The sequence below is a fragment of the Cyanobium sp. BA20m-14 genome (genome assembly GCF_024346295.1).
This window is the reverse complement of sequence record NZ_JAGQCR010000012.1, coordinates 1-26,987: the sequence shown is the minus strand read 5'-3', so window position 1 is coordinate 26,987 and position 26,987 is coordinate 1. Positions and strand designations below refer to the sequence as shown.

Sequence of the window (26,987 nt, the reverse complement as noted above, 5' to 3'; positions counted from 1 at the left end):
CTGCTTTTAACCGATTGGTCCTGAGTTCGAATCTCAGGCGACCCATTCTCTTCTCAGCTGGTCTTTGGCCCAGTTCCCCCTGAGGGAAGCTGATCTCATGAATTGCCAACGTCCGACGGGCTGGGGCACGAGACGCCCCAATCTGACAGTTTTTGACCCATTTCCGTACCTAAGCAAAGAGCCCCCACGCATCTCATTTGACGAGAGGGGGAGACAGGGGGACGCCGATGCGGTCCCGTATTGCCCTCGTATTGCCCTCACAGTGCTTAGCGGAGCTGGCTGGGTTGAAGCAGATGCACCATCACTATTTTCAGTACTGCCAAGATGGGACCTTATTAATGCTCTCTTCTGCTTGCTATTATTGCATTTGGAATCTTACATTAGCCGGGTACTCTCACCCGCCGCAAATGGTAAAATAGTCAAAGAAAACAATACATTGACCGCCGCCAACCTCTCAGCATTAGTGGGCAAAGTAGCCAATCAGAAATAGCCTGGCAAGCAGGGTAGGCAATTCCGGTCAAACTCCTGGGGTTACACAATTAAACAGTTGTCGCGCCCTTGAAAACCATATGCGACACCAATCTGCCGATCAACTTACGGAATCGTGTTACGAAATCTTGAGAAGAACGGGCCAGGCAGGTGGCTAAGCGCGGCGGGCTCTGCACGCTCGCGGAGCATGGTGAATCGCAGCTGTAGGGCTCCTGCCCAGGCGTGAAATAATTAAATCCAGTGGAACAACATCAATGCAGCGATCTCACTCTTACAGGCGCCTGCTCCTCTCATGCATCGCCCTGATGATCTGCTTTGGCCTACCCATGCCCTGGAGTCGACTGGCCTCGTTCGGCTATCTGGCTCTGGGAATCGTCCTGATTCAGGGCTTAAGTCCAGAACCCAGGGATTCCGCCACAGGAGGCGTGCCTTCCAAGCCCTACAGACTGCTCGGCATTGCTGCTATTGCTTTCTGGCTGTTATGGAACCTGACTCCCGTGGAGATGCGCAACACCGGCATCCCAGTGATCCTGTTATGGACAATATTCGGTGGCTGGAGTGCCATTCGGCTGATCCAGCGACTGGCGCGGGAGTCGAGAATAAATGGGGCCGTGCTGCAGGGAGCCCTGGCTGGATATCTGATGCTGGGACTGGCCAGCGGTCTGTTGCTGTGCGGTCTGGAAACCATCCAGCCGGGCAGCTTCCGGGGCATTGACATCGGCACCGGGGCAGTTGGCCTGGATCACTCGGTATGGGGGCTTAACTTTGCAGAGTTGAATTACTTTGCCTTCGTTAGTCTTACCACCATGGGCTATGGAGATGTAGTGCCCATGACAGCGCCAGCAAGCATGATCTGCGTGATGATCGCCGTAACTGGAACTTTTTACATAGCTGCTGTCATGGGGGTGCTGATCAGCAGGCTCACCATTCAGGAAACCGAGGAGGTCCGCAATTCCTCCCAAAAACCATGAAGTTCAACCGGATTTTACGAATCCCCCGCCGAAGGTGAGCCACCGCCCTGTTCGGGTGGCCGGCGGGGCCGGTGGTATGCCGGGTCCGGGTTGGAGGCCTGCAGCTCCCTAACCGTGCTGAGGGCAAAGCCGGATAGACCCCCCGCAAAAGTCAACAGCCAAAGCTGCCAGAGGGCACGCGCCGGGGACAGGGGCGTCGCCGTGCGGGCGATAGTTGCCTGCAGCAGCAGTGCCAACGCCGTTCCCAGCAGGGCGCCGGCCAGCAAAGCAGCCAGCACGCGGCGGTTGGTCGATCGGCGACCAGCACCGCGGTTCATGGACCGGGCTCCGGCGCGGCTGGTATCGGCTCAGGCAACCCAGCTGAACCGTACGCGGGACCACCGCCGAGCCAGCTCTTCATCACCACGTAGAACACGGGCACCACGAACAGACTGAGCAGCGTGGCGGCCAGCAGGCCGCCGAACACCACCGTGCCTAGGGAGGTCTGGCTGCGGGCACCAGCGCCGCTGGCGAGTACCAGTGGCAGGAAGCCGAACAGGGAGGAGATCGCCGTCATCACGATCGGCCGCAGCCGCGCCCGCGATGCTTCCCGGGCCGCCTCAAAGGCCGGCAGCCCTTCAGCCAGCCGCTGGTTGGCCTGATCCACGATCAGGATCCCATTTTTGGCCGCCAGACCGATCAGCATCACCAAACCCACTTGGGCATAAATGTTGAGCACCTCTCCCCTCAGGCTGAGGAAAAGCAGGGCCCCGAGCATGGCGGCGGGCACCGTCATCAGGATGATCAGCGGATCGCTGAGGCTCTCGTACTGACCTGCCAGCACTAGGTAAACCACCAGAATTCCCATGGCGAAGATCACGATCGCCAGCGACCCGGCCTTCACCTCCTCCCGCGACAGGCCGGTCCAGTCGGAGCTGATGCCGCTCACCCCCAGCTGATCGAACACCTTCTGGATGGCGACTATCGCCTGGCCGGAGCTACGGCCGGCTGCCGCCTCACCCTCCACCTTGATCGAGCGATAGAGGTTGAAATGGGGAATCACCGCCGGACCGGTGGAGGGGCTGATATCGATGAACTCCGACAGCGACACTGGCTGCCCCTTGGCGCTGGGTACGTAGAGATCCTCCAGTCGCTGCGGCGTAGAGCGGTAGGGAGCGTCCGCCTGCACAAACACGCGCCGCACCCGGCCCTCCTGGAAGGTGTCGTTGATGTATGCGCCGCCGAAGTTGAGGCTGAGCGTCTGCATCGCCTGGCCGAAGTCGATGCCCAGCGATGCCAGCCGGGCGCGGTCCACGGTGATTTCCATCTGGGGAGCCTCAGGGCTGAACTGGGTGAAAACCCCCTTCAGCTCAGGCTGGGCATTGGCTTTCTGGATCAGCCGGCGAGCGGCGTTGAAGAACTGCGGCAGCGACAGGCCGCCGCCGCTGCGATCGAGCAGCTGGAACTCGAAGCCTCCGGCATTGCCATAGCCGGGAATTGAGGGAGGCTGGATGGCGATCACCCTGGCCCCCCGCAGGCTGGCAAAGCGTCGATTCAGCCGCGCCACGATCGCCTCCATCGACTGATCCGGCGCACTGCGCTCCTCCCAATTAGTGGTGCCGAAGAAGAACAAGCCGCGGTTGGGGGCATTGCCACTGAGGCTGGCGCCGCTGAACACAGCCGCCGCCGTGATCGCTTTTTCCTCGCCCAGAATCGCTGCCACCCGTCGGTTGATCGAGCTTGTGATCGCATCGGAGCTACCCTCCGGAGCCTGTACAATGCCGATCGCATAGCCTTGATCTTCCACCGGCACAAAGCCGGAAGGAATGGCGTTGAAGGCCACCGCAGTGAGCACCATGCCGCCTAGTAGGGCCGCCATCACCGTGCCCCTATGGCGCAGCACGCCGCTGAGGGCACTGTCGTAGGCCCGCTCGGCCCGACCGTAGAAAGCATTGAAAGCCTGGAAGATCCAGGGGGTGAACCAGCCGGCGCTGACGCCAATACCGCTGCATAGCAACGCCAAAAATGGGCTGCTCAGCCCAGCCAACAGCAGACCAGCCACGGCTCCGGCGCCACAGACCGGCAGCAGCAGCGGCCGGCCACTTACCTGGCTGAGGCCGTAACCAAGCAGCGCGGCCAAGATCAGCATTCCCAGCGCCGGCAGCACCCCACCACCGCTAACCAGCAGGCCGTAGAGGAATCCGAGCAGCGCGCCAGCAATGGCATAGGTGCGGCGGCTGGGCTCCTGGTCCTGGCGGGAGAGCAGCAGGGCCGAGAGCATCGGCGAAAAGGTGAGCGCGTTGAAGGTGGAAATGGCTATGGCGAACAGGATGGTTGCCGCAAACTGGCGGTAGATGGTGCCGGTGGCGCCAGGGAAAAACAGCACCGGCAGAAACACGGCAAACAGCACCAGCGAAGTGGCAAGCACCGCCCCGAACAGCTCGGCCATCGTCGCCTTGGCGGCCTCAAGGGCAGTGAGCCCCTCGGCACGTCGCGTCGCTGTGCCCTCGATCACGGTGATCGCATCGTCCACAACCAGGCCGGTGGCCAGCACCAAACCGAACAGGGTTAGCTGATTGAGGCTGAAGCCGAACACCTTCACAAAAGCGAAAGTGCCCACCAGTGCCACTGGAATGGCGATCGCTGGCACCAGCGTCGCCTTCCAATCCTGCAAGAACAGAAACAGAATCAGCACCACCAGCACCACCGCATCGCGCAGCGAATTGCTAACTCCTTCGATCGAAGCGCTGATGAAATCGGTGACGTCGTAGATCTTCTCGAGCTTCATCCCGGGCGGCAGTCCCGCCTGGAACTCCGCAAGCACCTGCTCGACCCCCTTGGATACCTCCAGGGCATTGCTGCCGCTGAGCTGATAGATGGCCAGGCCCACCGAGGGCACCCCGCGCAGATCGGTGGCGCTGATGTCGTAACTCTCTCCACCAAGGCTGACGCGGCCCACATCCCGCAGCCGCACCAGCGCCCCGTCACCGGTGTTACGCAGGATCAGGTTTTCGAAATCCTCGTTTTGCAGCAACCGGCCCTGCAGCTGCACCGAGAAGGTGAAAGGCTGGCCTTCGGGCGCCGGCGCACCACCGATCCGCCCGGCCGGCACCAGGCGGTTCTGGCTCTGCAAGGCCGCCACCACATCGGCGGCACTGAGTTGCTGCTGGGTGAGGCGGTCGGGATCGAGCCACACCCGGATCGCCAGGCGGCGGTTGCCGAAATAGGTGATCTCCCCCACGCCCCGCACCCGCCGGACCTGGTCGGTGAGCCCCTGATCCAGCTTGCCGCTGAGGGTCTCGACGCTGTAAGGACGGGCCGGATCCGTGCTGACCAGGTTGTAGACGAGCAAAATCGAATTGGAGGCCTGACTCACCGTTACCCCCGACTGGCGCACCTCAGCGGGCAGCTGCGGGGTGGCGAGCGCCACCCGGTTTTGGACGTTCACCTGGTTGATGGCGCCATCGGTGCCACTAGCGAAAGCCACGCTGATAGCGCTGCTGCCATCGGCCGCACTGGTGGAGGTGATGAACTCCATGTTTTCAACCCCGTTTATCTGCTGCTCCAGCACCGCGGTGAGACCCTCTTCCACACTCACCGCATCGGCGCCCTGATAGCGGGCGCTCACCTGCACCGTCGGCGGGGCGATATCGGGGAGATTCTCGATCGGCAGAATCGGCAAAGCGATCAGCCCAGCGATCACGATCAGCAGGCTGCAAACCGTGGTGAGCACCGGCCTGAGGATGAAGCGGTTGGAGGCGGACATAGGGATTCCTCTCCTTACTGCGACTGGGCCTGCTGCACCGGCAGGCCATGGCGCAGGCTGAGCAGGTTGCTGCTGATCACTAGGGCCCTGGCGTCCAAGCCCTGCAGCACCGGGTAGCGAGCATCCTGCAGGGGGCCGAGCTGTACGCGGGTCTGCAGGGCGAAACGACTATTCGGCGGCAGCTGCCGCAGCCGCTCCAGGGGCGCCTGGCCCGGATCCCGCTCCAGCTCCTTCAGCGTACCGAGGCGGTACACATAACTCTGGCCGGAGGACTGGATGACGGAACCCACCGGCACCGATAACTGGTTGGTGCTGGCCAAAACCAGGCGGGTGCGCACCCGCAGGCCATTGCGCAGGTTGCCGTTCCTGTTGTCATAAGTGGCCTTCACCAGCAGTACCTGATTGCCGACATCGACACTGGGATCGATCGAAGCAACAACACCGCGCACCAGGGGCTGGCTGCTGCCGGGATCCTCCAGGATCACCGTCTGGCCCGGCCGCACCCGGTTGCGCAGCCGGGCTGGCACGTCGATGCGGGCCGTGAGCTCGCCGTTGCGGATCACGGTGGTGAAGGGGTCGCCGGCCCGGATCACATCCCCAATCTTGACGGTCACATCCCCGACCGTCCCAGAGATTGGGGAGCGAAGGTCGCGGAAGCCAAGGTCTGCCTCCCGGGCTCGCAGGCTGGCGGTCGCGGCGATGTAGCCCTGGCGCAGCTCATCGCGCTGCAGGATGCTGGCCGCCCCCACTCGGGCCAGGAAAGCAAAGCGCTCATAGTTAAGCCGGTCCTTAGCCTGTTCGGAGCGCAGGCTCATCACCTCGGCCTGCAGCTGCGCCTGATCGAGCACCACCAGCAGCTGGCCAGGCCGCACCCGGTCCCCCTGGCGAATGCGCAGCTCTTTGATCCGGCCGCCGGCCTGGGCCGCCAGCTGCACCGCCTCCACCGCATCAAGGGTGCTGATCGTGGCCACCTATTGGCGGAAGGTGACGGGGCGAGCCTCGATCGTGTCGACCACAATGGGCCTGGCCGCCTCAGGGGTTGAGGGAGTGCAGCCCGTCAACAGCGCGAGGCCGCAAAGTGCGACCGCCGGCAGTTCGCGCCGAAGGGGCATGCATAAGCGTGGTGATGGAACTGATTTATAGCCCCCTCCTTCTCTGCGAGCCCTCAATGCAAACTTTTGAGGTCCCCCCGCAGGGGATTGCAGCAAGCCCTTGGTTCGGGGCCGGCAGAGCCCATTTCACAGCCGACCCTGCAGGCCGTAGAGCAGGGTTGCCGCGCTTTCGCGCAGGGCTAGTCGGTTGCGCTGGGCGGGCAGGAGGGCAGGCTCGGCAGCAATCGGGAACACCGTTAGCTGCTGGCGCTCAAAGGCGCGGCTGGCCCGCGGCAGCTGCCACGGATCGGTGATCAGCACGATTGCCGGCAGGGAGGAGGCCGCGGTGTGGTGGCGGATCCAGGCGCCGGTGAGGCTGGCGTTTTCCCAGGTGGTGCTGGCGCAGCTGTCCCCGAAAATGCGGCCTGGGGGCACGCCGAGCTCAAGGAGGCGCTGGGCCGTGGCCGGCGTGTCCCCAGAAACGTATATCTGTTGCACCCGGCCCTGGCGCAGCAGGCGCGCCGCCTGGGCGGTGGTGGCCGCAGCGATCTCAGGGCCCCGGCCCACCAGCACGGCCAGGGCCGGCCCTGGGGATGGGGGATGGGGCGGCGGCATCTGGCTGTCGAGCCAGTCACTGAGCCCCGCGGTGGTCAGCGGGCTGTAGAGCAGGGATGCGAGTAGCACGGCCAGGCCCAGGAGCAGGGCCCGCCAGGCCCAGCTGAGGCGGGCCTTGGCACTTAGTACCAGAACCAGGCTCACCACCAGAGGCAGCAGCAGTGCTGGGGTGGTGAGCAGCTGCAGCAGGGAGTCCCGCAGGGAGAACCAGGCAGTCGGCCCCACTGGGCAGGTGGTCCAATCGACGGCGGACGGCAGCATGGTGGACAAAAGCACGAAGGCGGTGAGCATGCGGTCCCTGCTGAAGCGAGCCGTTGCCCGCCTGCATCTCTACCGACTGGCCGCCGGTTTATACGAAACCTATCGGCTGGTGGCTAAGCCCCACACCCATGGCGCCCTGGTGGCCATCTGGTGGCAAGGGCGACTGCTGCTGGTGGAAACCAGCTATCGCAGGGCGTTGTCGTTGCCCGGCGGCGGAATCGAAGCCGGGGAGACGCCTCTGCAGGCGGCGATACGGGAGCTGGAGGAGGAAGTGGCGATCCAGGTGGCACCGCAGGAGCTCCAGGATCCCTGGCAAATCACCGAAATGTCGGCGGGCGGGCGGAACACGGTGACGATCTTTGCCTGGCATCCGAACCGCCAGCCGGAGGTCATGGTCGATGGCATGGAGATCAAGAGTTGCCATTGGCTCAGACCCGAGGAGGCCCTTGCCAGAGCGCTCCCCAACCACCTGCGCACCTATCTGCAAAGAGCTAGCTGAAGCCAGCTCGCTTTCACGGGCGGCGAGAGTTGACGATCACCGAGTTGCCGCTCCCCCCAGCAGTACCAGGCAAGGCCGGCACCACCGAGGTCTGGCCGTCCCACTTGTCGAGGAAGAGCTTGTAGAGCACCTGGTCATCGAGGCTGGAATTCAGGGTCTCGTAGCGCTTTGCCTCCTGCTCGGCAATCAGCACTTCGGTCTGGGCCCGCAGCAACTGCTGCTCAGCAATCTGCTTCTGCTCGATGGCGGCCCGATACTCCTCGGCAATCTGCAGGCCGGTGAGGTCGAGGCCCTGCACGCTCACGTAGTCAAATTTGCGCAGCTCGTCGGCCACCTTTTCCTGCACCAGCTCAGAAATGGAGTTCCACTCCGTGGCGATGGTCACCAGTTCGTACTGGGAGAACACCGATTTGAGGGCCTTGAGCAGGGAGGGCTGGATCACCCGCGGATAAATTTGTTGGTCGTCGGTGGCGATCGTTTCGTAGACGCGGCCCGCCTCGGCTGGCTTCATGGCGTACTTCACCGTGGCAGTGGCCTGGATCACCTGGAGGTCCTTGGTGAGGGTTGAGAACTGCTCCGGCCGCACCTGGGTGCGCACATCAAACAGGGAGGTGCTCTGGGCCAGGGGAATCTTGAGATTGGCCCCTGGCTGCCGCGGTTGTCCGGTGACCTTGCCGAGGGTTGTGACAACGGCCACGTTCCCGGCAGGCACGATGAACACCGTCTGCGAAAGCAGCACCAATCCCCCCAGGATGGCTGCGAAGATCAATTGCCAGAGTCCGCCGAAGCCGTTGTCTGCGCCTGAGCGCATGGGAGATTGCATCGGAAGACTGAATCCTTGGGAGTCCGCCGACCCTAGGCGTTCTGCCCAGGCAGCCAGCCCCCCACCAATGCCTGACAAACGCCAGCCGGCCCGCCAGGATCGAACCACAATCAGCTGCCAGCCTTGATGACTCCAGCCCCCGACAACTCCGCAGCCAATGGCACACCCCTGGCCTGGGTTCCCTGGCTCCAGGCCGGAGTGACCGCCATGCTCCTGGTGCTGTTCGTGGTGATGGTGGGCAAAACCCGGCAACAGAGCGCTGCCATTCGCCAGCTTCAGGAGAAGGTAGAAGGTCTTGAGAACGCCAGGGCCCTTGAGCGCACCGCCGGGCTCGAGCAGCAGCTGCGCACCACAGTGGAGCGGCTGCAGGTGGTGGAACGCAACAGTGCTCGCATCGATGCATTGAGCAGCGCAAACGCAAACCTCTCTCAGGAGCTGCGCAGGCTGCGCGGCAACCAGGCCACCGAAGCCGCTCCCGCCCCCCTGAGCGATGAACCACCCCTGGCGCCGTTGCCGCCCCTCAAGCCGGCCACACCAGCCAATTGAGCCTTAACCCCTATTTCCCAGTCAGCCCTTCACCGCATCGCCGCTGGCACTTGGCAGGATGTAGCGCTGGAGCCCGATGAACAGCACCAGCACCGGCAGGATCGAAATCACTGAGCCTGCGGCCACCAGGCGCCAGTCGAGGGAAAAACTGCTGGCCAGCTGCTGCAGCCCCAGGGGCAGGGTGTAGAGCTCGGGTTCATCGAGGATCACCAGCGGCCAGAGGAAATCGCTCCAGGTGCCGATGAATACGAACATCGCCAGGGTGATCAGGTCGGCCCGGGCCGCCGGAATCATCACGTTCCACCACTCCCCCAGGGGCGTGCACCCGTCACAGCGGGCCGCCTCCTCCAGCTCCACCGGCACCCCCAGGAAGCTTTGACGCAGCATGTAAATGCCAAAGGCCGTGGCCGCCTGGGGAATGATCAGGGCCCAGAGGGTGTTGCGCAGCCCGATCTGCACCATCAGCAGATAGAGGGGGATCATCACCACCTGGAAGGGGATCAGGATCGTGGCCACCACCAGGGCCAGCACCAGGCCCCGCCCCTTGAAGCGCATCCGCGCCAGGGGGTAGGCCGCCAGGGAGCAGAAGAGCAGATTTGCCAGCACGGCCAGGGCGCTGACGATGGTGCTGTTGAGCAGGTAGGTGAGGATCGGGTTCTCACCGAACAGGCGCGTGTAGGCCTCCAGGCTGGGCTGGGCTGGCAGCAGGGCCGGCGGGCTGGTGAAGATGTTTTCAGCAGGACCCTTGAGCGAGGTGCTCACCAGCCAGAGCAGGGGCACCAGCATGGCCAGGGCCACCAGCAACAGCAGGATCAGCTGGGCGGCGGCCGCCAGCGGCAGGTTGCGGGTCCTGGGCTGGCGGGGGTGCAGGGGTACGGGCATGGGCTGGTTCAAACCCTGGGTCGATCGGCCAGGGGCAAGTCAGCCAGGGCGGGCAGCGGTGCTTTCTGGGGGTGCAAGGGCTGGTGCTGGGCCCCGGCCAGCAGCCGATTTAGGGCATTGACAAAGGCCTGGGCCGCGGCCACCACGATGTCCGTGTCGGCGGAGTGGCCTGAATACAGCACCCCCTGATGGCGCAGGCGAATCGTCACATCGCCCATGGCATCGATGCCTTCGGTCACCGATTTCACCGAAAACTCCACAAGCTCATTGGGCACCTGGGCCAGGCGATTGAGCGCCTGGCACACCGCATCCACCGGCCCGGTGCCGATCGCAGCCTCGCTGAGTTCGGCGCCATCGGCCGTCACCAGGGTGACGGTGGCTGTGGGCTGCAAGCCAGTGCCGCAGCTCACCTGCACGCTCTTGAGGGTGTAGCTGCCGTTGTCCTGCTGCTGCACCTGCTCGCTGACGATCGCCTCGAGATCCCGGTCGCCGATCTCACGCTTGCGGTCGGCAAGCTCCTTGAAGCGGGCGAAGGCGTCGTCGAGGTCGTGGCGCTCCAGGCTGTAGCCCAGCTCCTCGAGCCGGGCCCGGAAGGCGCTGCGGCCGCTCAACTTGCCCAGGGAGATGCGGTTGTCGGCCAAACCGACGGTGCGGGCGTCGATGATCTCGTAGGTGAGGCGATGCTTGAGCACGCCGTCCTGGTGGATGCCCGATTCATGGGCGAAGGCGTTGGCGCCAACGATCGCCTTGTTGGGCTGCACCGCCATGCCGGTGAGGTTGCTCACCAGCCGCGAGGTCTTGGTGATCTCTTCGGTGCGCACACCGGTGATCGGCTCGGTGCTCGCGGCGGGTCGGCCCAGAAAAGGGTTGAAGTAGCTGCGGCGCACGTGCAGGGCCATCACCAGCTCCTCGAGCGAGGCATTGCCGGCCCGCTCGCCGATGCCATTGATGGTGCATTCGAGTTGGCGGGCGCCGTTCTTGACGGCTTCGAGGAAGTTGGCCACCGCCAGGCCCAGGTCGTTGTGGCCGTGCACCGAGATCACCGCCTGGTCGATGTTGGGCACGCTGGCGTTGATGCCGGCGATCAACTCGCCAAATTCGGCCGGGGTGGCATAGCCCACCGTGTCGGGAATGTTGATGGTGGTGGCCCCGGCACTGATCGCCGCCTCGATCACCTGGTGCATGAATTCCGGATCGCTGCGGCCGGCGTCCTCGCAGGAAAATTCCACGTCGTCGACCAGGGAGCGGGCGTAGGCCACCATTTCGGCAGTGATCGCCAGCACCTCAGCCCGGCTCTTGCGCAGCTTGTACTCCAGGTGAATGTCGCTGGTGGCCAGAAAGGTGTGGATGCGCCGCTTGGCGGCGGGCGCCACCGCGTCGGCGCAGGCCTTGATGTCGCCGGCCGCCGCCCGGGCCAGGCCGCAGATGGTGGGCCCATCATGGGTGCCGACCGTGGCGGCAATGCGCTGCACGGCGTTGAAGTCGCCCGGGCTGGCAAAGGGGAAGCCGGCCTCGATGATGTCGACGTTCAACCTGGCCAGCTGCTGGGCGATCGCCAGTTTTTCCTCGAGGTTCAAGCTGGCGCCGGGCGACTGCTCGCCATCGCGCAAGGTGGTGTCGAAGATCAGTACGCGGCCGGGGTCGCGGGCCATAACTACGCCTCTAGGCGGAATGACTATGAGTTAGACCCACTCTAGGCGGGCGCCTGCCCTGCGGCCGCGGCAGAGCCAAAGGGGGTTGCGCCTAAAGTGATTTGACCGCTGGATGGTCATGGCCGCAGGCGATCTGGCCCTCGTCCTTCACGCCCATCTCCCCTACGTTCGCTCGAACGAGCCTGGGTCGCTGGAGGAAGACTGGTATTTCCAGGCACTCCAGGAGTGCTACCTACCCCTATTAGCGGTATTGGAGGCCGCCGCCGCCGACCGGCTCCAGCGCCCCCGACTCACCCTCGGCCTCTCGCCCACCCTGTTGTCGCTGCTGGCAGATCGCCAGCTCAACGCCCGCTTTTTGCCCTGGATCGCCCTACGGCAGGAGTTACTGCTGCAGGCACCGGAGGGTCTCGAGGCGGCCGCCGCCCACCTGGGCCAACAATTGGCCGCGGTGGTGAGCCAGTGGGATCAGATCGGGGCAGCCCTGATCCCACGCTTCCAGCGGCTGCAGCAACTGGGCGTGCTCGACCTGATCACCTGTGGCGCCACCCACGGCTACCTGCCCCTGCTGCGTCAGGTGCCAGAGGCGGTGCGGGCCCAGCTGGTGACGGCCGTGCGGGAACATGAACGCCTGCTCGGGCAGCGCCCCCTGGGGATCTGGCTGCCGGAGTGCGCCTACTACGAGGGCCTAGACGAGCAGCTGGTGGCCTGCGGCCTGCGCTATTCGGTGCTCGATGGCCACGGGCTGCTGCATGCCCTGCCGCGGCCCCGCTACGGGGTGTTTGCGCCGATCTGCTCGCCGGCTGGGGCGGCCTTCTTCGGCCGCGACAGCAGCGCCACCCTGCCGGTGTGGAGCGCCCGCGAGGGCTATCCAGGCGACGGCGCCTACCGGGAATTCCACCGCGACCTGGGCTGGGACCTGCCCGAAGCCGAACTCACCAGCCACGGCATCCGCAGCCGCCGGCCCCTGGGCCTGAAACTGCACCGGGTCACGGCCCAGGGCTGCCCGCTCGAGCAAAAACAGCCCTACGAACCCGCCATCGCGGCCGAGCGGATCGAGCACCATGCCGCCGCCTACCTGGAGGGCCGGGCCGAGGAGCTCACCGGCCTGGCGAGCTCGATGGAGCGCCGGCCCCTGCTGGTGGCTCCCTTCGACGCCGAACTGTTCGGCCACTGGTGGTTTGAGGGTCCCCAATTCCTGGCCGCCCTGTTCCGTCAAGCGGAAAGCGCGGGGGTGCGCCTGGTGACCCTGCGGGAAGCCCTCAGCGGCGACGAGCCGCTGCAGGTATGCCGCCCCTCCCCCAGCAGCTGGGGCCAGGGGGGCTATCACGACTACTGGCTAAACGACACCAACGCCTGGGTGGTGGCCGAATGGCAACGGGCCTCCCAGGCAATGGTGCGACGGGTGCAGCAGGGCGTTGGCAGCGAGGCCCAACGCGGCCTGCTGACCCAGGCCGGGAGGGAGCTGCTGCTGGCCCAGAGCTCCGACTGGAGCTTCATCCTGCGGGCAGGCACCACCACCGAACTGGCCAAGGAGCGGATCGAGCGTCACCTCGATCGCTTCTGGCGCCTGATCGATGCAATCGACAACGGCACCGAGCTGCCAGCGCAATGGCTCAAAGCGATCAGCATCGAAGATGGGCTCTTCCCTCTGCTGAACGCGGCCGACTGGGTGCCGCTGCGGAGCTGAGGCGCGCACTCATTGCCCCATCACAGCCCGGCCGGCCACAGCAACCGCATCCCCAGCGCCCACTCCCGCCCCCGCTGCGCCATCAGTGCGGTCTTCACGCTCCAGGGTGCCGTAGCAAACAGGCGCACCATCGCCACCAGCAGTTCGGGCACCGTGGCAGTGTTTGCCAAAAAGCCATACCACTGCTCATTGGGCAGGGAAAAGAAGGTGGCGAAGTGGGCCCGCAGCTGGGGTTCGGGATAGCGCATCAGCTTCTCCAGCCCGAACTGATAGAGGGCGTGCTTTCGGCGCAGCTCAAGGGGCCAGAGCGCCTGCCAGCCCGCCTGGGCCAGACGGGCTGAACCGGCCTGCGGCTCGGCCCGCAGCAGCGCCGCCACCGCCGCTGCCACAGCCGGCGCGCGCCGCAGCAGGGAGCCCACCATGTAGCCCGAGGCTGGGTGGACCATCGAGGCCGCCCCGCCGAAGCCGAGCACCGGCTGCTGCAAATCCGGCAAAGGCAGGTTCATCGGAAACAGGCAGAACTCCTCGTGCTCCACCTCCAGCACGGCGACGCCGCGATGGGCCAGCCGCCGCTCGAGGCGCTGCTTGAGCGTGGCGTAGGGCACCGGTGGCGCCAGGGCCAGGGAAGTCTCCTCCACAAAGAAGCGTCCCTCACCCAGGTCCATGGCATACAGGAAGGTGGGGGGCTCGGCCCGCTCAGCCGCGCTGAGGTGATCGCAGCGGTAGTCCATCAACACGAATTGGCCGGCCTCCACCGGTGGCGCTGAAAAGCGGCCCGTGATCCCGTAGGCCGCCTGACCTGCCACCGGGCCTGCGTCGGGCCGTTGCACAAACACCGGCTGATGGCCGGTGGCATCCACCAGCAGGCGGGTGCGCAGGCGGCTGCCGTCAGCGCAGTGCAGCACGGTCATGCAGCATCCAGAGTTCTGTTCACCAGAACTTCCCCCTCCTCCACAATCAGGCTCCAGCTCGAAGTCCGTGGCCTGGCCCTGCAGGATGGCCACGCCGCCGCGGGCGCAGGCCTCCAGCCATTGCCCCTGCAGGGCCGAGCGGTTGAACAGGCCGTAGTCGCGCCGGTGCTGCGTGGCCTGGTTGGCTGGGTCGGCCGGGTCGGCTGCGCCCCTGCCGAAGTAGCTCAGCGTGTTACTCCAGCGGTGCTCAATCAGGTGGCCCAGGCCGAGGGCGTCCACCTCCTCTCCCCAGATACCGTAGGTGTTCGGCCAGGGGGCGCGGGCATCGTGGGGGGCAAGCAGCGCCACCGCCAGGCCCTGCTCAGCCAGGGCGGCGGCGATACACAGGGCTGCCGGCCCCCCCCCCAGCACCACCACCGTCACATCAGTGGGCATCAAGGCGGAACGGAGAAAGCTCATGCTGCATCACAGGGGCAGATAGAGGCTTCGTGGTGTGTCCTGAAAAGAACGAAAACCATGGTGCCCATAGAACGCTGCAGCTGCGGGAGTCTTGGCATCGACGACTAGGGCATAGCCTCCGACCGAGCGCTTGGCGTTGAGGCACCGCTGCACGGCCAAGCCCAGCAACAGGGGGCCGAGGCCATGCCCGTGCCAGCGCTGATCCCGGGCCAGGCGCCCGATTCGAAAACAGGGCACCGGATAGGGAGGCAGTTGCTTGGCATCGCCAGGCTGCAGATCGGCCAACGTAATCTCCGCCGGTGCCAGCGTGTAGAACCCCGCAATCTCCGCAGGAGCATCTGGCGGGACGAGCACGAACGTCTGGCTCACACCACGGCGCATGTTTTGGTGCGCCTGCTGTTTCAGAAAGCGATCGAGGGCAGGCTCACCACAAGAGAACGCCTTGCGGTTGTGACGGATGGGGTCGAGCTGCTGCTCCTCAAACACGGCTCACGCGTGTGTGGGCCTGCTCCAACGCATCCCGTAGGGCCGCATTCGGCTCAAACGTTTGAGCTATGGCGGCATGAAAGGCCTTGAAATCCCGTTGAGACAGGGTGATCTGCTGATCGCGCTCAATGGCTTCAGTGGCACGCTGCTTGGCCGCCAAGCGCACAAAAGCAGCCATGGACACCCCTTCGATGGCAGCCGCCTGGGCAAAGAGCTGCTTGTCTGCAGCGCTGAGCTTGAGATCCAGGCGCTCATCGACGACCACGACTTCACAGCTAACCGGGTGAATTGATAATACGGCAAAAAGCCGTATCCGCTTTTCACTCTTCAGTGGTGTCGACGACGGCTTCCCCAGGCTCGGTGGGGGCGGCCTCTTCCTCCTCCGGCGCCGGCGGCACCAGCACCACCTCGGTGAGGCGGTCGCCTGCATCCAGCTTCTGCAGGCGCACGCCGGTGGCGGCGCGGGACTGCTGGGGAATGGCATCGGCCTGGGTGCGCACGATCACCCCCTTCTCGCTCACCAGCAGCAGCTCCTCGCCGGCGCCGAGCACCTTCAGACCCACCAGCACGTCGCCCTTATGGCGAAACTTGATCGCCCGCAGGCCCATGCCAGCGCGCTTCTGCAGCCGGAATTGATCCACCGGCACCCGCTTGCCCAGGCCGCTGGCGGCAGCCACCAGCACCCAGGGACCCTCGCTGGGGGCCACCTCTTCAGCCTCATCGTCAGGGGTGTCATCCCCTACACCGGCGCTGGCCACCTGGTCGGCCAGCTCGGCGGGCAGCACATCCATGCTCACCAGCTGATCGCCGGGGCGCAGGTTCATGGCACGCACGCCGCGGGCCGTGCGGCCCAGGGGCCGCAGCTCCTCATCGGTGAGCCGGAAGTGGATCGTCATGCCGTTGCGCGAGCCGATCAGGATGCTGTCGCCGGGCAGGGCCAGCCGCACCCAGGTGAGGGCATCGCCCTCCACCAGATCGATGGCAATCAAGCCATTGGAGCGAATGTTGGCGAAGGCCGAGAGGCGGGTTCGCTTGATCGTGCCGCCACTGGTGAGCATCACCAGCACGGCGTCTTCAGCAAATTCACTCACCGCCAGCAGCGAGGTGATCTGCTCCTCGCGGGGGATCGGCAGCATCTGCACGATCGGCGTGCCCTTGGCGGCCCGGCTGCAGATCGGCACCCGGTAGGCGGGCACGGTGTACACCACACCCCGATCAGAAAACAGCAGCAGGTTGTCGTGGTCGTTGCAGCTGATAAACAGCCGCACCGCCTCCTCACCCTGGGTCTTGGTGCCGGCCTTGCCGCGGGTGCCGCGGCTGGTGGCTTCAAATTCGCTCACCGGCATCCGCTTGAGGTAGCCGTTCTCCGTGAGCAACACCACCGAACGCTCATTGGCGATCAGATCGATGTCTTCGAGGCCGCCCTCAAGATCGAGGATCTCGGTGCGGCGGGGGGAAAGGTAGCGGGCGCGGATCGCACCGAGCTCTTCGGTAATGATCGTGAGTACGCGCTCGCGATTGGCCAGGATGTCTTTGTAGTCGGCAATCTTGGCGACTAAATCCTCATGCTCAAGGCGGATCTTGTCGGCCTCGAGGGCCGTCAGTCGCCGCAGCTGCATCTGCAGGATGGCGTCGGCCTGGATCTCACTGAGGCCGTGGCGATCCTGCAGCTGCACTCGGGCCGTGGCCGCATCGGAAGCAGCCCGGATCAGGGCAATGATCGGATCGAGTTGGTCTAGGGCCAGCAGCAGGCCCAGCAAGATGTGGTCGCGCTCCTCGGCTTTGCGCAGGAAGTAGCGGGTGCGGCGCTCGATCGTCTCGATGCGGAAGTCGAGAAACACCTGCAGCATCTTGCGCAGGGTGAGCAGCACCGGCTCCGACCTCACCAACGCCAGCATGTAGGCGCTGAAGTTGTTTTGCAGCGGCGTGAGTTTGAACAGGTTGTTCAGCACCACCTGGGGGTAGGCATCACGGCGCAATTCGATCACGATCCGCATGCCATCGCGGTCGGATTCATCGCGGATATCAGAGATCCCCTCCAGCTTCTTGTCGTTAACCAGCTCGGCGATCCGCTCAATCAGCGAGGCCTTGTTGGTTTGGAAGGGCAATTCGGTGATGATCACCGCATCCCGGTCGGGGCGGCCCTTCACCTCCAGCGTTTCAACTGAGGCGACGCCCCGCATGGTCACTGAACCGCGACCGGTGGTGTAGGTGTCACGGATACCGCGGCGACCCAGGATCTGGCCTCCCGTGGGGAAGTCGGGCCCCGGGATGATCGCCATCAACTGCAGATCGTCGATGTCGGGGTTGGCGATCAGCGCCAACGTGCCGTCAATCAGCTCGGTGAGGTTGTGGGGTGGGATGTTGGTCGCCATGCCCACGGCGATGCCGGTGGAGCCGTTTAGCAGCAGCTGGGGAATCCGCGCCGGCATCACGGTGGGCTCCTGCTGGGAGCCGTCAAAGTTGTCGGCGAAGTCGACCGTCTCGGCCTCGATGTCGTCGAGCAGGCTGTCGGTCGTCAGCGCCTGCAGCCGCGATTCGGTGTAGCGCATGGCGGCCGGGGGGTCGCCGTCCACCGAGCCAAAGTTGCCGTGCCCATTCACCAGGGGCATGCGCATGTTGAAGTCCTGGGCCATCCGCACCAGGGCGTCGTACACCGCCGTATCGCCGTGGGGGTGGTACTTACCAAGCACCTCACCCACCACACGGGCGCACTTCCTGTAGGGCCGGTCGCTGGTCAGACCCAGCTCATACATCGCGTAGAGAATGCGCCGGTGCACCGGCTTGAGCCCATCGCGGGCATCGGGCAGGGCCCGGCCCACGATCACACTCATCGCATACTCCAAATAGGAGCGCGACATTTCATTGCGCAGATCGGTCTGGATGATCCGCGAATTGCCGCTACCGCCGGACTCCCCCGGTGAATCAGCACCGGGTCCGCTGGGGTCCGCCATGGATGACCGCATTGATCAACAGACAGTTTATCGAACCTCCGGGGGATTGCCCGGATCCCGCCCAATGGCGCCATGACCGCCCCTGAATTGCCACCCCAATCCCTGCCTAAATCCCAGCTGCAGTGCCCGCCGCGCCAGGAGGGCGAGCTGCGCCAGCGGCAGGAGCAAGGCGAGTTGCGGGTGCGGGTCGCCGCCGAATATCGCGACCTGGTGCGAGAGGTGGGCCTGGCCGAGGCCTATGCCGCCACCGATGTGGTGGTGGCAGCCGATGCGGGCTTCATGGATCAGGGCTGCCTGGTCTTAAGCCTCGGCCCCACCGATCCGCCGATCCGCCTGCGCACCGGCCTCCTGGCGGGCGTGCCCGGGCTGACCGGCTGCGGCAGTGGCGAGCTGGTGTTACCGATCGGCGGCGGCCTGGGGGAGGGGGCCGCCCTGAGCGGCGCCCAGCTGCTCAGGGCCCTGCTGGAGGGCCAATCGCTGCCGTTCAATGCCAGCGGTGAGGCCACCCCACTGCACCCCCGCCGGGAACTGCACACCGAGCTCAGCCTCGAGCAGATCGGCGCGGGCCGGTTGCTGCTGCACCGGGCCATCAGCGAAAATGGGGTAGTGGCGGTCAACCGGGCCGAAGGTCCCTGCCCGAGCCCCTACGGCACCCTGCTGGGAAAGGCCGCAAATGCGCTCTACAACTGCGGCGGCGCCGGCAGCATTGGCCTCACCATGCCGGGGCTCTCCATGCTGGGGCCGGGCTCACCGGTGCTGGTGGGAGGTGGCTTGGGTTGGGTGGTTGGGGCGGGCAGCGGCCACCAGCCGGGCTGCAAGCGCCAGGCCAGCGGCCACGCCCGCACCCCCGGAGCCGCCGCCGCGGTCAGCGTCGACCTGCACGCCCTGCGGCCGGAATGGGTGCGGCCCTGTTTTTTTGAAGGCCATGGCAGCGCCCTGCTGGTGGCGATCGCGGCGCCGGTGCCCCTGGTCAACGCCAGGGTGGCGCTTCAGGCGGCCACCGGTCCTGAGCAGCTGGAGGTCCCGGTGCTGGACCTCTCGGTGCCCCGCCGGGTCAAACCGAGGCTGGCCTCCGTCACCTACGCCGAGCTGCTCAGCGGCGAGATCAGCTTGAAGGGGCAGCCCGTGGCCTGCGCCCCCTCCCACAGCCCGCGGCTGGCGGCCGCCATTGCAGAGGCCCTGGTGGGGGCCCTGTGCTGCGGCGAATTCCCCCTGAGGTTGCCCGCCGCAGCGCTGAGTTCGCGGGCCAGCCTGCTACCGATAGAGGCCTAGCTGTTAGCGGGACGCCCATCGGCCGTAAACTTGGGCCATGGCTGAATCCACCCATAACCCTGCCCCCGTGAACGCAACCCCTGAAAACGGGAATGGGGGCCCATACCCCGAACAAGCTCCCGCACAAGCTCCCGAGCCGAGCGTCGCCACCACCTTGAGTGTGGAAGCCAGTACCGCCCCGCTCCTTGCCCAGGCAGATTCTGGTGGTGATGGCCCCAACAGCGGCGAAGGGGGCGAATGGGAGCTGCTGCTGCAGAAACTGCGCGAATGGCTCAATCAGGGCCAACTCCAGAGTCTCTGGGCCCAGGCGAGCAAGCCCGTCACCCTGCTGGCGGCCCTGGTGGGCCTGCTGCTGGTTTTGAGGATCTATGGCGCCCTGCTGGGGGCCATAGAAAGCCTGCCGCTGGTTCCCGGCCTGCTGGAACTGGCCGGTGTGGTCTGGATGGTGCGCTACGGCGTACCCAAACTGGTGCGTAGCAGCGAGCGGGAGCAACTGCTAGGCGGCCTCAGCAAGCGCTGGAAATCCTTTCGCGGCCAGGGCTGAACCCTGACAAAACCAGGCAATTGGCAGCGCGCCGGTTGATAGCTTGGCCCGAACCCGTAATCTCCAGGTGGATATTCAGCTCGGTCGCTCCCGTACCGTTCGCCGGGCCTACGGCATCGACGAGATCGCCCTGGTGCCGGGAAGTCGCACAGTTGATCCCTCCATAACCGACAGCAGCTGGAGCCTGGGCGGCATCGCTCGGGAGATTCCGATCATCGCCAGTGCCATGGATGGCGTGGTGGATGTGGCGATGGCGGTCGAGCTCAGCCGGCAGGGCGCCTTGGGAGTCCTGAACCTGGAAGGGGTGCAGTGCCGCTACGACGATCCCAATCCCGTGCTGGATCGGATTGCGGCGGTGGGCAATCAGGAGTTCGTGCCGCTGATGCAGGATCTCTACAGCCAGCCAGTGCGCGAAGACCTGATCCGCCAGCGGATCGCCGAGATCAAGAAGGGGGGCGGCATCGCCGCTGTCAGCGCCACCCCGATGGCCGCCCTGAAATTCGGCACGGCGATCGCCGAGGCCGGGGCCGACCTGTTCTTTGTCCAGGCCACGGTGGTGAGTACCGAACACCTCGGCCCCGAAGGCCAGGCCAGCCTGGATCTGGAGGTTCTCTGCCGCACCTTCGGCGTGCCGGTGGTGATCGGCAACTGCGTCACCTACGACGTGGCCCTCAAGCTGATGCGGGCTGGCGCCGCCGGCGTGTTGGTCGGCATCGGCCCGGGAGCCGCCTGCACCAGCCGGGGCGTGCTGGGCATCGGCATCCCCCAGGCCACCGCCGTGGCCGACTGCGCCGCCGCCCGCAACGAATACCTGGCCGAGAGCGGCCGCTACGTGCCGATCGTGGCCGATGGGGGCATCGTCACCGGTGGCGACATCTGCAAGTGTCTTGCCTGCGGCGCCGACGCCGTGATGATCGGTTCGCCCATCGCCCGCGCCAGTGAAGCCCCCGGGCGAGGCTTCCACTGGGGCATGGCCACCCCCAGCCCCCTGCTCCCCCGCGGCACCCGCATCAAGGTGGGCACCACCGGCAGCATCGAGACAATCCTGCGCGGCCCGGCCTGCCTCGACGACGGCACCCAAAACCTGCTGGGCTGCATCCGCACCTCCATGGGCACCCTGGGGGCCCGCACCCTCAAGGAGATGCATGGGGTAGAGGTGGTAGTGGCCCCTTCCCTGCTGACCGAGGGCAAGGTGTATCAGAAGGCCCAGCAGCTCGGCATGGGCAAATAGGGCGCGGGATTAGCGTGAATATGTGCGAGCTTCGGCTCACACACTCCTCACACCCTCCGGCCCGGTGCTTCCGGGCTTTTTGTCTTCCCCCCACCCATCCCAATCCAGCCCTGATAACGGCCTGCAAAGCTGCTGGGTGGGTGCCAACAACCTTGCTAGATTTACAGAACCCTGATCCTGCAAGGATGTCTAGCTCTGCTGCTGTCACTGATGCTTCCTTCGAGCAGGACGTGCTCAAGAGTGACTTGCCCGTGCTGATTGATTTCTGGGCACCCTGGTGCGGCCCCTGCCGCATGGTGGCGCCGATCGTCGACGAGATCGCCAGCGAATTCGAGGGCAAAATCAAGGTGTTCAAGCTCAACACCGACGAAAACCCCAACGTCGCCAGCCAGTACGGCATCCGCAGCATCCCAACCCTGATGATCTTCAAGGGCGGCCAGAAGGTAGACACCGTGGTTGGTGCAGTTCCCAAAACCACCCTCTCGGGCACTATTTCCAAATACCTCTGAGCGACCCATCCCGCTTCGGTCAGAGTCCGCTCCAGGCCCTGACCCAGGAACTCGAAAACCACCCCCAACGGCACCTGATTGAGCGATCTCTGGTGTCGTTGCTGCAGATCGGTAGCCGCGAACGCGGCTACCAGGAATGGCGACTGGTCAGTGGGGCCCTCGCTGACATCAGCGAAGCCCTGGAGGTGTTCCAGCCCCACCGGGATACCCGCAAGATCACAGTCTTCGGCTCAGCCCGCACCGTGGCCAGCGATGCCTGCTACGAGCTGGCCGAACAGCTGGCCCGCAGCGCCGTTGAGGCGGGTTTTGAGGTGATGACCGGGGCCGGCGGCGGCATCATGGAAGCCGCCAACAGTGGCGCGGGCTGCGAAGCGAGCATTGGCCTCAATGTGGACCTGCCCTTTGAACAGCACCCCAACCGGTTTGTCAGCAGCTGCGGCGGCCGACTGCTGCACTTCCGCTATTTCTTCACCCGCAAACTCTTCTTTCTGCGGGAAAGCGATGCCCTGGTGGTTTTACCCGGCGGTTTCGGCACCCTGGATGAATTATTCGAATCACTCACCCTCATCCAGACAGGCCGCACCCCGCCGATTCCCCTGGTGCTGCTTGCCCCCCCAGGCGACGCCTTCTGGAGTGGCTGGCAACGGGATGTCAACCAGGGGCTCGCCGCCCGGGGGCTGATCTCTCCTGAAGATGGTGACCTGCTGATTGAAGCCCACAGCGCTGAAGAGGCGGTGGAGCGCATCAGTCACTTCTACCGCCTGTTCCATTCAGCCCGCCTCGGCGACGACCGCATCGAGCTCCTGCTCAAAGCCCCCCTCCAGGCCGAGCAGCTCGACGACCTCAATCACCGCTTTGACGACCTGGTGGATCAGGGGATGATCCAGGCCAGCGAAACCGTCGACGACCATGGCCTACTGCGCCCCTGCCTCTACTTCCACTTCGACCGGCGCCGCATCGGCCGGCTCTATCAACTGCTCGAACAGCTCAACGACCTGGCCCTGCCGCCCGACCAGGCATTGGAGCAGCCCGGCCGCCGCAAACCCGCCCCCCAACCATGAGTCGCCTTGGCCTAATCGATTACGGCATGGGCAACCTTCACTCGGTGCAGCGGGGCTTCGAACGTCTGGGCGCTTCAGTGCAGACCGTGCATGGCGCCGAGGAGATGGAGGGCTGCACGGCCCTGGTGCTGCCGGGGGTGGGGGCCTTCGACCCGGCCATGGAGCGGTTGCGCCAAGGGGGCCTGGCCACCGCAATCAGCTCTTGGTGCGCAGCAGGGCGGCCGCTGCTGGGCATCTGCCTGGGCCTCCAGCTGCTATTTGAGGCCAGCGATGAGGGCACAGCTGCCGGCTTGGGCCTGCTCAAGGGTCGGGTGCGGGCCCTGCCGCGTCACCCGGACCAACCGATACCCCACATGGGCTGGGCGCCGCTGATCCCCTCCAGCCCCAGCCCCCTGCTGCCCGCCGACGCCCCCGAGAGCTGGGTGTACTTCGTGCACTCCTATGCCGCCGATCCCAGCGATGGGGCCTGCAACACCGCCCTTGTGGGCTTCGGCGACACCGCCGTCACAGCGGCGGTTTGGCAGGGAGCCATTGGCGCCTGCCAGTTTCACCCGGAGAAATCCGGACCCCACGGAGAGGCCATCCTGCGCCGCTGGCTGGCCTGGCTGGGCCGCCCATGAGCCTGCGGCTGAGCGGTGGTCGCCGTCTGCAGAGTCCACCTGGAAACACCGCCAGGCCCACCAGCTCCCGGGTGCGCCTGGCGGTGATGAACCTGCTGGCGGCAGAGTTGCCCGGCTGTGCCTGGCTGGACCTGTGCAGCGGCAGCGGCGTGATGGCATGCGAGGCCCTGCAAAGGGGGGCCCTGCGGGTTGTGGCGATTGAGCAGGACTGCCGCATCGCCGCCGTCGCCAGGGCCAATCTCGATGCGGTGGGCCAGGGCCTGGGCCCCTCGATGGCCCAGTGGGAAGTGCACTGCCGCGAGGTATGCCGCTGGCTCGCAGCCACTAGTCAGGAGCGCTTTGATCTGATCTATGCCGATCCGCCCTACGCCGCGGGGCTCTACCCAGCCATCGCCGCAAAGGTGGCCGCTGGCAGCTGGCTCCGGCCCGGTGGAACCCTGGTGTGGGAATGCGCCACCAAGGCAATGCCCGCCATCCCTGATGGCTGGCAGCTGGCAGACCAGAGAACCTATGGCAGCACCAGCTTGATGCTGCTCATCCAGCCCTAAGCTCAGGGCTGAGGGATCTCAGTCGAGCAGGGTGCCGCGGCGATACTGATTCCAGGCCGCTACAAACAATCCGGCGAGGGTGACTGGAATCAGACCGAGCACAATGCCGCAGAGCAGGGGTTCGATCATGGAGGAGCTACTGCAGCTATCTGAATTCAATTGTTTCACGCCCATGGCCCCAATCGCGAGCCTTCTGCACCAACTGTGACTGGCCCACCCCTACCGCTTGAAGTAGCGCCAGCTGAAGCCGCCCCAGCGCAAGCAGCCTCGGCGCAAGCAGCCCCGGGCCGCCGCGGCCTGGTGGTTGCCCTGGTGGGCATGGCCGCTGCCGCCTGCATCGTGGCCCTGTTACTGGTGCTGCCCGCGGCCCAGGCCGACCCCTACACCCGCTCGACCCTGGGGCTCAGCGGTTCGGCTGAAAACGGCGGCCTGCTGTTTCGAGTCAACTGTGCCGGCTGCCACGGCATTGCCGGCCAGGGGCTTGTGGGGCCGAACCTGCACGGCGTGGCCGAACGCAAGAATTCGCGCCAGCTGATCCAGCAGGTGGTCAGTGGGCGCACCCCGCCGATGCCCCGATTCCAGCCCGAACCCCAGGCCATGGCAGACCTACTGGCCTACCTGAACGGACTGGTGTGAGCAGCCCGAGCGAACTCGTGGTGGTGCTGGTGGAGCCCGCAGGCCCGTTGAATGTGGGCAGCGTCGCCAGGCTCTGCGCCAATTTCGAAGTCGCCGAGCTGCGTCTGGTGGCCCCCCGCTGCGACCACCTGGGCGCAGAGGCCCGGCTCCTGGCGGTGCACGGGGCCTGGGTGCTCGAGCAGGCCCGCCTCTTCCCCAGCCTGGCCGCCGCCCTGGCCGACTGCCGCCGGGTGGTGGCCACCAGCGGCCGGCGGGACGGTGAGCCCCTGCCCCTGCTGGCGCCTGAGCCAGCCCTGCACTGGCTGCGGCAGGGGAGCGCGCCCCTGGCCCTGGTCTTCGGTCGGGAGGACCGGGGCCTCAGCAACGACGAGCTGCTTCAGGCCGGCCGGCTGCTCACCCTGGGCAGCGGCGCGGCCTACCCATCCCTCAACCTCTCCCACGCCGTAGCCACGGTGCTGCACCGCTGGCACGAACTGCAGGCCCCTCCCAGCCCCGCCCAGCCCCTGCCTGAACCATGCCAGCGCCAGGAAATTGAAGCCATGCTCGGCGACGCCGAAAACCTCCTGCTCGAGGTGGGCTTCCTCCATCGCCACACCGCCCAGGCCCGCATGGCCAAGCTGCGGGGGCTGCTACAGCGGGCCCAGGCCTCCAGCGAGGAGGTGGCGCTGGTGAGGGGCATGGTGCGCCAGCTGCGCTGGGCCAGTGAGCGCGGCGACAAGCCTGGACGGACCCCTTAGCTTCGGAAGACTTTGCTTGCAGGGCTCTGTGTCCGCCGGCCGGCCAACCCGTCCCCCCAGCAGCAGCTGGGGCCAACCCCTGCGCCTGGTGTTGCGTCTGGTGGTAATGGGCATCGGCCTGGGGGTGATCACCGGCACCAGCCTCAAGCTGCTGGCGCCCCGCCTGGCCCAGGGCGCCGGCGATGCCGCCGAGCCCAAGCCAGAGCTGAGCAAAAGCGGCAAGGGGCTCAGCCAGGGCTCATTTGAGCCCCGCACCGAGCTGACAGCCTTGAGCCAGCGCTGGGGCCAACTGGCCGCAGTTCACAAAGATCTCACCGCCAGCGGCTTCCTGCTGGTGCTCGACGATGGCCGCTACGCCCAGCTCCAGCCCGACCTGCCCCTGCCCGCCGCCAGCTCGATCAAGACGCCGATCCTGCTGGCGGGCCTCGAAGACCTCGACAGCGGCAAGCTGGGCTGGAACGATCCCCTCGCCCTGACCAAGGAACTGGTGGGCGGCGGAGCCGGCTGGATGGCCAGCCGGCCAGTTGGTACGCGCTTTCCCTTCTTTGAGGCGGCCACGGAGATGATTCGGGTGAGCGACAACAGCGCCACCAACCTGCTGATCAAAAAGCTGGGCGGCAAAACCGTCTTGAACGAACGCTTCACTGCCATGAACTTGCCCTCGACGGCGGTGAATAACTGGCTGCCCGACCTCAACGGCACCAATACCACCAGCAGCCGAGACCTGGCCAGGGCGATAGCCCTGGTGGACACCGGCGAAAGCCTCAGCCCCCGGGCCCGCGACCTATTTCGCGAAATCATGGGCAAATCCCGCAACAACACCCTGATCCCTTTGGGCCTGCTGCAGGGCCTCGGCAAGGACGCCGCGGACCCCGACAGCGAGCTGCTGAGCTACGGGATCAGCACCTACAACAAAACTGGCGACATCGGCATCGCCTACTCCGATACAGCCCTGATTCAACTGCCCAGCGGCCAGCGGGCCGTGGCTGCGTTCATGGTGAAGGGTCCCTTCAACGACCCCCGTTCCACCGATTTGATCCGTGCCATGGCCGGCGAAGTTTCAAAAACCCTGGTGGGCCGCAAATGAACCGTCCTCGCCTGCTCCAGGCCAGCTGGCTGCCCCTGCTGCTGCTAACCAGCCTGGCTGGCCCCGCCGCCCTGGCCCAGCCCGCCCCCGTCGTGCTGCGTCCCCAGAGCGTTGCCCCCCTGCCCGGGGGCCTGGATCAGGTGCTGCTGGTGAATGACAACAATCCCGAGCTGATTCGCGAGCCCGGGATCCTGCTTTCCACTTTTCCCGGCGCCGGTCGTGGCGTGCCTGCAGCCCACCTGGATGTGGCGCTGAACGGCCGCTTCGACCTGTTCAGCCACCACGTCTATGCGGGCAAGCCGGAGAGCCTCGACTCCACCCTTTGGCTGGCGGTGTTGGCGGCTCCCCGCGGCCCCGGGCCCGTGACCCTGAAGCTGCTGGCCGGCTCCACCGCCCTATCGCAAGCCATCGAACCCGGCCAGACCGGCGCCCCCTTCCTGCCCCTGCCAGCCCTGATGGTGCAGGGCACCACCCCGGTGTGGGCCGGCCCAGGCAGCCGCGTGGCCACCGAATTGCTCTCCCGCCAGCGCAGCCCCGAGCTGCCCGCCAGCTGGACCCTGACCCCCGGCGCTCCCACCACCTTGATCGTGTTGCCCCTGCCGGTGCGGGGCCTGGACCCCCTGCTCAACGGTCGCAACCTGCAGCTGCGACTGGAGAGCTCGGCCCCCGTG

General features: G+C 65.8%; 28 protein-coding genes. 15 read left to right on the top strand and 13 right to left on the bottom strand.

All coding sequences use genetic code 11. The annotated features are described in order from the left end of the window. Nucleotides 1-914 precede the first annotated feature (914 nt). Nucleotides 915-1,460, top strand: a complete 546-nt coding sequence (locus KBZ07_RS16255) for a potassium channel family protein (RefSeq protein WP_254930115.1) — start codon at nucleotides 915-917, stop codon at nucleotides 1,458-1,460. A gap of 14 nt (nucleotides 1,461-1,474) precedes the next feature. Here KBZ07_RS16255 and KBZ07_RS02425 read toward each other — a convergent pair whose 3' ends face one another. From KBZ07_RS02425 to KBZ07_RS02405, 5 genes are all read right to left on the bottom strand, one after another. Beyond that, nucleotides 1,475-1,777 carry a hypothetical protein gene (locus KBZ07_RS02425; protein WP_254930114.1) on the bottom strand — a complete coding sequence of 101 codons (303 nt, stop codon included), beginning with the start codon at nucleotides 1,775-1,777 and terminating at the stop codon, nucleotides 1,475-1,477. Then, nucleotides 1,774-5,205, bottom strand: a complete 3,432-nt coding sequence (locus KBZ07_RS02420) for an efflux RND transporter permease subunit (protein ID WP_254930113.1) — start codon at nucleotides 5,203-5,205, stop codon at nucleotides 1,774-1,776. Before KBZ07_RS02420 ends, KBZ07_RS02425 begins: the two co-directional genes overlap by 4 nt. Before the next feature lie 14 nt (nucleotides 5,206-5,219). Continuing rightward, nucleotides 5,220-6,176, bottom strand: coding sequence for an efflux RND transporter periplasmic adaptor subunit (locus KBZ07_RS02415; protein WP_254930112.1), 957 nt, complete (start codon nucleotides 6,174-6,176; stop codon nucleotides 5,220-5,222). Further along, on the bottom strand, nucleotides 6,177-6,317 hold the full coding sequence (locus tag KBZ07_RS02410) for a hypothetical protein (protein WP_254930111.1): 141 nt from the start codon (nucleotides 6,315-6,317) through the stop codon (nucleotides 6,177-6,179). It lies immediately after the preceding gene. Nucleotides 6,318-6,443: 126 nt separating this feature from the next. Further along, entirely contained in the window at nucleotides 6,444-7,202 is a 759-nt protein-coding gene (locus KBZ07_RS02405) for a YdcF family protein (protein ID WP_254930110.1), read from the bottom strand. On the opposite strand from KBZ07_RS02405, the gene KBZ07_RS02400 reads away from it, so the two are divergent. Further along, complete coding sequence (locus KBZ07_RS02400; protein WP_254930109.1) at nucleotides 7,201-7,671, top strand: NUDIX hydrolase; 471 nt, start codon at nucleotides 7,201-7,203, stop codon at nucleotides 7,669-7,671. The genes KBZ07_RS02405 and KBZ07_RS02400 overlap by 2 nt on opposite strands. A gap of 13 nt (nucleotides 7,672-7,684) precedes the next feature. Here the strand turns inward: KBZ07_RS02400 and KBZ07_RS02395 are convergent, their stop codons facing one another. Next, nucleotides 7,685-8,482 (bottom strand): prohibitin family protein, encoded by a 798-nt coding sequence (locus KBZ07_RS02395; protein WP_315860133.1) that lies wholly within the window; start codon nucleotides 8,480-8,482, stop codon nucleotides 7,685-7,687. Between the two features lie 138 nt (nucleotides 8,483-8,620). Here KBZ07_RS02395 and KBZ07_RS02390 point away from each other — a divergent pair, with 138 nt between their 5' ends. Then, nucleotides 8,621-9,040, top strand: coding sequence for a hypothetical protein (locus KBZ07_RS02390; RefSeq protein ID WP_254930107.1), 420 nt, complete (start codon nucleotides 8,621-8,623; stop codon nucleotides 9,038-9,040). A 21-nt stretch (nucleotides 9,041-9,061) separates the two neighbouring features. Here KBZ07_RS02390 and KBZ07_RS02385 read toward each other — a convergent pair whose 3' ends face one another. Together KBZ07_RS02385 and KBZ07_RS02380 are read right to left on the bottom strand one after the other, a co-directional pair. Further along, nucleotides 9,062-9,922: a carbohydrate ABC transporter permease gene (locus KBZ07_RS02385; protein ID WP_254930106.1), complete on the bottom strand. Its 861-nt coding sequence runs from the start codon at nucleotides 9,920-9,922 to the stop codon at nucleotides 9,062-9,064. 8 nt (nucleotides 9,923-9,930) lie between these two features. Continuing rightward, a complete protein-coding gene (locus tag KBZ07_RS02380; RefSeq protein ID WP_254930105.1) occupies nucleotides 9,931-11,574 on the bottom strand; it encodes a 2-isopropylmalate synthase in 1,644 nt (547 codons plus the stop codon). Between the two features lie 118 nt (nucleotides 11,575-11,692). Here KBZ07_RS02380 and KBZ07_RS02375 point away from each other — a divergent pair, with 118 nt between their 5' ends. Further along, on the top strand, nucleotides 11,693-13,261 hold the full coding sequence (locus KBZ07_RS02375) for a glycoside hydrolase family 57 protein (RefSeq protein WP_254930104.1): 1,569 nt from the start codon (nucleotides 11,693-11,695) through the stop codon (nucleotides 13,259-13,261). 20 nt (nucleotides 13,262-13,281) lie between these two features. On the opposite strand, the gene crtL is transcribed toward KBZ07_RS02375, so the two are convergent. From crtL to gyrA, 4 genes are read right to left on the bottom strand one after another with little or no spacing between them, the layout of a single operon-like run. Continuing rightward, nucleotides 13,282-14,607: a lycopene beta cyclase gene (crtL, locus tag KBZ07_RS02370; protein WP_254930103.1), complete on the bottom strand. Its 1,326-nt coding sequence runs from the start codon at nucleotides 14,605-14,607 to the stop codon at nucleotides 13,282-13,284. Nucleotides 14,608-14,637: 30 nt separating this feature from the next. Beyond that, the gene (locus KBZ07_RS02365) at nucleotides 14,638-15,117 is read right to left on the bottom strand and encodes a GNAT family N-acetyltransferase (protein WP_254930102.1); all 480 of its coding nucleotides are present in this window, start codon (nucleotides 15,115-15,117) and stop codon (nucleotides 14,638-14,640) included. Further along, nucleotides 15,110-15,382, bottom strand: a complete 273-nt coding sequence (locus KBZ07_RS16250; protein ID WP_254930101.1) for a DUF1778 domain-containing protein — start codon at nucleotides 15,380-15,382, stop codon at nucleotides 15,110-15,112. Before KBZ07_RS16250 ends, KBZ07_RS02365 begins: the two co-directional genes overlap by 8 nt. A gap of 55 nt (nucleotides 15,383-15,437) precedes the next feature. Next, entirely contained in the window at nucleotides 15,438-18,071 is a 2,634-nt protein-coding gene (gene gyrA, locus KBZ07_RS02355; RefSeq protein WP_254930100.1) for a DNA gyrase subunit A, read from the bottom strand. Nucleotides 18,072-18,143: 72 nt separating this feature from the next. On the opposite strand from gyrA, the gene KBZ07_RS02350 reads away from it, so the two are divergent. The 7 genes from KBZ07_RS02350 (at nucleotide 18,144) to rsmD (ending at nucleotide 23,856) form a co-directional block, all read left to right on the top strand. Continuing rightward, nucleotides 18,144-19,343 carry a homocysteine biosynthesis protein gene (locus tag KBZ07_RS02350; protein ID WP_254930099.1) on the top strand — a complete coding sequence of 400 codons (1,200 nt, stop codon included), beginning with the start codon at nucleotides 18,144-18,146 and terminating at the stop codon, nucleotides 19,341-19,343. 67 nt (nucleotides 19,344-19,410) lie between these two features. Beyond that, the gene (locus KBZ07_RS02345) at nucleotides 19,411-19,887 is read left to right on the top strand and encodes a CAAD domain-containing protein (RefSeq protein WP_254930098.1); all 477 of its coding nucleotides are present in this window, start codon (nucleotides 19,411-19,413) and stop codon (nucleotides 19,885-19,887) included. 67 nt (nucleotides 19,888-19,954) lie between these two features. Continuing rightward, on the top strand, nucleotides 19,955-21,118 hold the full coding sequence (locus KBZ07_RS02340; protein ID WP_254930117.1) for a GuaB3 family IMP dehydrogenase-related protein: 1,164 nt from the start codon (nucleotides 19,955-19,957) through the stop codon (nucleotides 21,116-21,118). A gap of 185 nt (nucleotides 21,119-21,303) precedes the next feature. Then, a complete protein-coding gene (trxA, locus tag KBZ07_RS02335; protein ID WP_254930097.1) occupies nucleotides 21,304-21,627 on the top strand; it encodes a thioredoxin in 324 nt (107 codons plus the stop codon). A gap of 92 nt (nucleotides 21,628-21,719) precedes the next feature. Further along, nucleotides 21,720-22,688: a TIGR00730 family Rossman fold protein gene (locus tag KBZ07_RS02330; protein ID WP_254930096.1), complete on the top strand. Its 969-nt coding sequence runs from the start codon at nucleotides 21,720-21,722 to the stop codon at nucleotides 22,686-22,688. Beyond that, a complete protein-coding gene (hisH, locus tag KBZ07_RS02325; protein ID WP_197148467.1) occupies nucleotides 22,685-23,308 on the top strand; it encodes an imidazole glycerol phosphate synthase subunit HisH in 624 nt (207 codons plus the stop codon). The genes KBZ07_RS02330 and hisH overlap by 4 nt, the downstream gene beginning before the upstream one ends. After that, nucleotides 23,305-23,856: a 16S rRNA (guanine(966)-N(2))-methyltransferase RsmD gene (gene rsmD, locus KBZ07_RS02320; RefSeq protein ID WP_254930095.1), complete on the top strand. Its 552-nt coding sequence runs from the start codon at nucleotides 23,305-23,307 to the stop codon at nucleotides 23,854-23,856. Before hisH ends, rsmD begins: the two co-directional genes overlap by 4 nt. A gap of 18 nt (nucleotides 23,857-23,874) precedes the next feature. Here the strand turns inward: rsmD and petG are convergent, their stop codons facing one another. Next, nucleotides 23,875-23,985, bottom strand: a complete 111-nt coding sequence (petG, locus tag KBZ07_RS02315) for a cytochrome b6-f complex subunit V (RefSeq protein ID WP_094559756.1) — start codon at nucleotides 23,983-23,985, stop codon at nucleotides 23,875-23,877. A gap of 189 nt (nucleotides 23,986-24,174) precedes the next feature. Here petG and KBZ07_RS02310 point away from each other — a divergent pair, with 189 nt between their 5' ends. The 4 genes from KBZ07_RS02310 to KBZ07_RS02295 form a co-directional block, all read left to right on the top strand. Beyond that, a complete protein-coding gene (locus KBZ07_RS02310; RefSeq protein WP_254930116.1) occupies nucleotides 24,175-24,492 on the top strand; it encodes a cytochrome c in 318 nt (105 codons plus the stop codon). Beyond that, the gene (locus tag KBZ07_RS02305) at nucleotides 24,489-25,229 is read left to right on the top strand and encodes an RNA methyltransferase (protein ID WP_254930094.1); all 741 of its coding nucleotides are present in this window, start codon (nucleotides 24,489-24,491) and stop codon (nucleotides 25,227-25,229) included. Before KBZ07_RS02310 ends, KBZ07_RS02305 begins: the two co-directional genes overlap by 4 nt. A gap of 28 nt (nucleotides 25,230-25,257) precedes the next feature. Continuing rightward, nucleotides 25,258-26,316 (top strand): serine hydrolase, encoded by a 1,059-nt coding sequence (locus KBZ07_RS02300; protein WP_254930093.1) that lies wholly within the window; start codon nucleotides 25,258-25,260, stop codon nucleotides 26,314-26,316. Further along, the coding region (locus KBZ07_RS02295; RefSeq protein ID WP_254930092.1) for a DUF3370 family protein at nucleotides 26,313-26,987 on the top strand (675 nt) is incomplete at its 3' end. The genes KBZ07_RS02300 and KBZ07_RS02295, both read left to right, overlap by 4 nt.

What these genes read in the sequence shown, in the direction of transcription:
- KBZ07_RS02425 (WP_254930114.1), bottom strand. Translation starts at nt 1,777, where the DNA reads ATGAACCGCGGTGCTGGTCGCCGATCGACCAACCGCCGCGTGCTGGCT.
- KBZ07_RS02420 (WP_254930113.1), bottom strand. Translation starts at nt 5,205, where the DNA reads ATGTCCGCCTCCAACCGCTTCATCCTCAGGCCGGTGCTCACCACGGTT.
- KBZ07_RS02410 (WP_254930111.1), bottom strand. Translation starts at nt 6,317, where the DNA reads ATGCCCCTTCGGCGCGAACTGCCGGCGGTCGCACTTTGCGGCCTCGCG.
- KBZ07_RS02400 (WP_254930109.1), top strand. Translation starts at nt 7,201, where the DNA reads ATGCGGTCCCTGCTGAAGCGAGCCGTTGCCCGCCTGCATCTCTACCGA.
- KBZ07_RS02405 (WP_254930110.1), bottom strand. Translation starts at nt 7,202, where the DNA reads ATGCTCACCGCCTTCGTGCTTTTGTCCACCATGCTGCCGTCCGCCGTC.
- KBZ07_RS02395 (WP_315860133.1), bottom strand. Translation starts at nt 8,482, where the DNA reads ATGCGCTCAGGCGCAGACAACGGCTTCGGCGGACTCTGGCAATTGATC.
- KBZ07_RS02390 (WP_254930107.1), top strand. Translation starts at nt 8,621, where the DNA reads ATGACTCCAGCCCCCGACAACTCCGCAGCCAATGGCACACCCCTGGCC.
- KBZ07_RS02385 (WP_254930106.1), bottom strand. Translation starts at nt 9,922, where the DNA reads ATGCCCGTACCCCTGCACCCCCGCCAGCCCAGGACCCGCAACCTGCCG.
- KBZ07_RS02380 (WP_254930105.1), bottom strand. Translation starts at nt 11,574, where the DNA reads ATGGCCCGCGACCCCGGCCGCGTACTGATCTTCGACACCACCTTGCGC.
- KBZ07_RS02375 (WP_254930104.1), top strand. Translation starts at nt 11,693, where the DNA reads ATGGCCGCAGGCGATCTGGCCCTCGTCCTTCACGCCCATCTCCCCTAC.
- crtL (WP_254930103.1), bottom strand. Translation starts at nt 14,607, where the DNA reads ATGCCCACTGATGTGACGGTGGTGGTGCTGGGGGGGGGGCCGGCAGCC.
- gyrA (WP_254930100.1), bottom strand. Translation starts at nt 18,071, where the DNA reads ATGGCGGACCCCAGCGGACCCGGTGCTGATTCACCGGGGGAGTCCGGC.
- KBZ07_RS02350 (WP_254930099.1), top strand. Translation starts at nt 18,144, where the DNA reads ATGACCGCCCCTGAATTGCCACCCCAATCCCTGCCTAAATCCCAGCTG.
- trxA (WP_254930097.1), top strand. Translation starts at nt 21,304, where the DNA reads ATGTCTAGCTCTGCTGCTGTCACTGATGCTTCCTTCGAGCAGGACGTG.
- hisH (WP_197148467.1), top strand. Translation starts at nt 22,685, where the DNA reads ATGAGTCGCCTTGGCCTAATCGATTACGGCATGGGCAACCTTCACTCG.
- rsmD (WP_254930095.1), top strand. Translation starts at nt 23,305, where the DNA reads ATGAGCCTGCGGCTGAGCGGTGGTCGCCGTCTGCAGAGTCCACCTGGA.
- petG (WP_094559756.1), bottom strand. Translation starts at nt 23,985, where the DNA reads ATGATCGAACCCCTGCTCTGCGGCATTGTGCTCGGTCTGATTCCAGTC.
- KBZ07_RS02310 (WP_254930116.1), top strand. Translation starts at nt 24,175, where the DNA reads ATGGCCGCTGCCGCCTGCATCGTGGCCCTGTTACTGGTGCTGCCCGCG.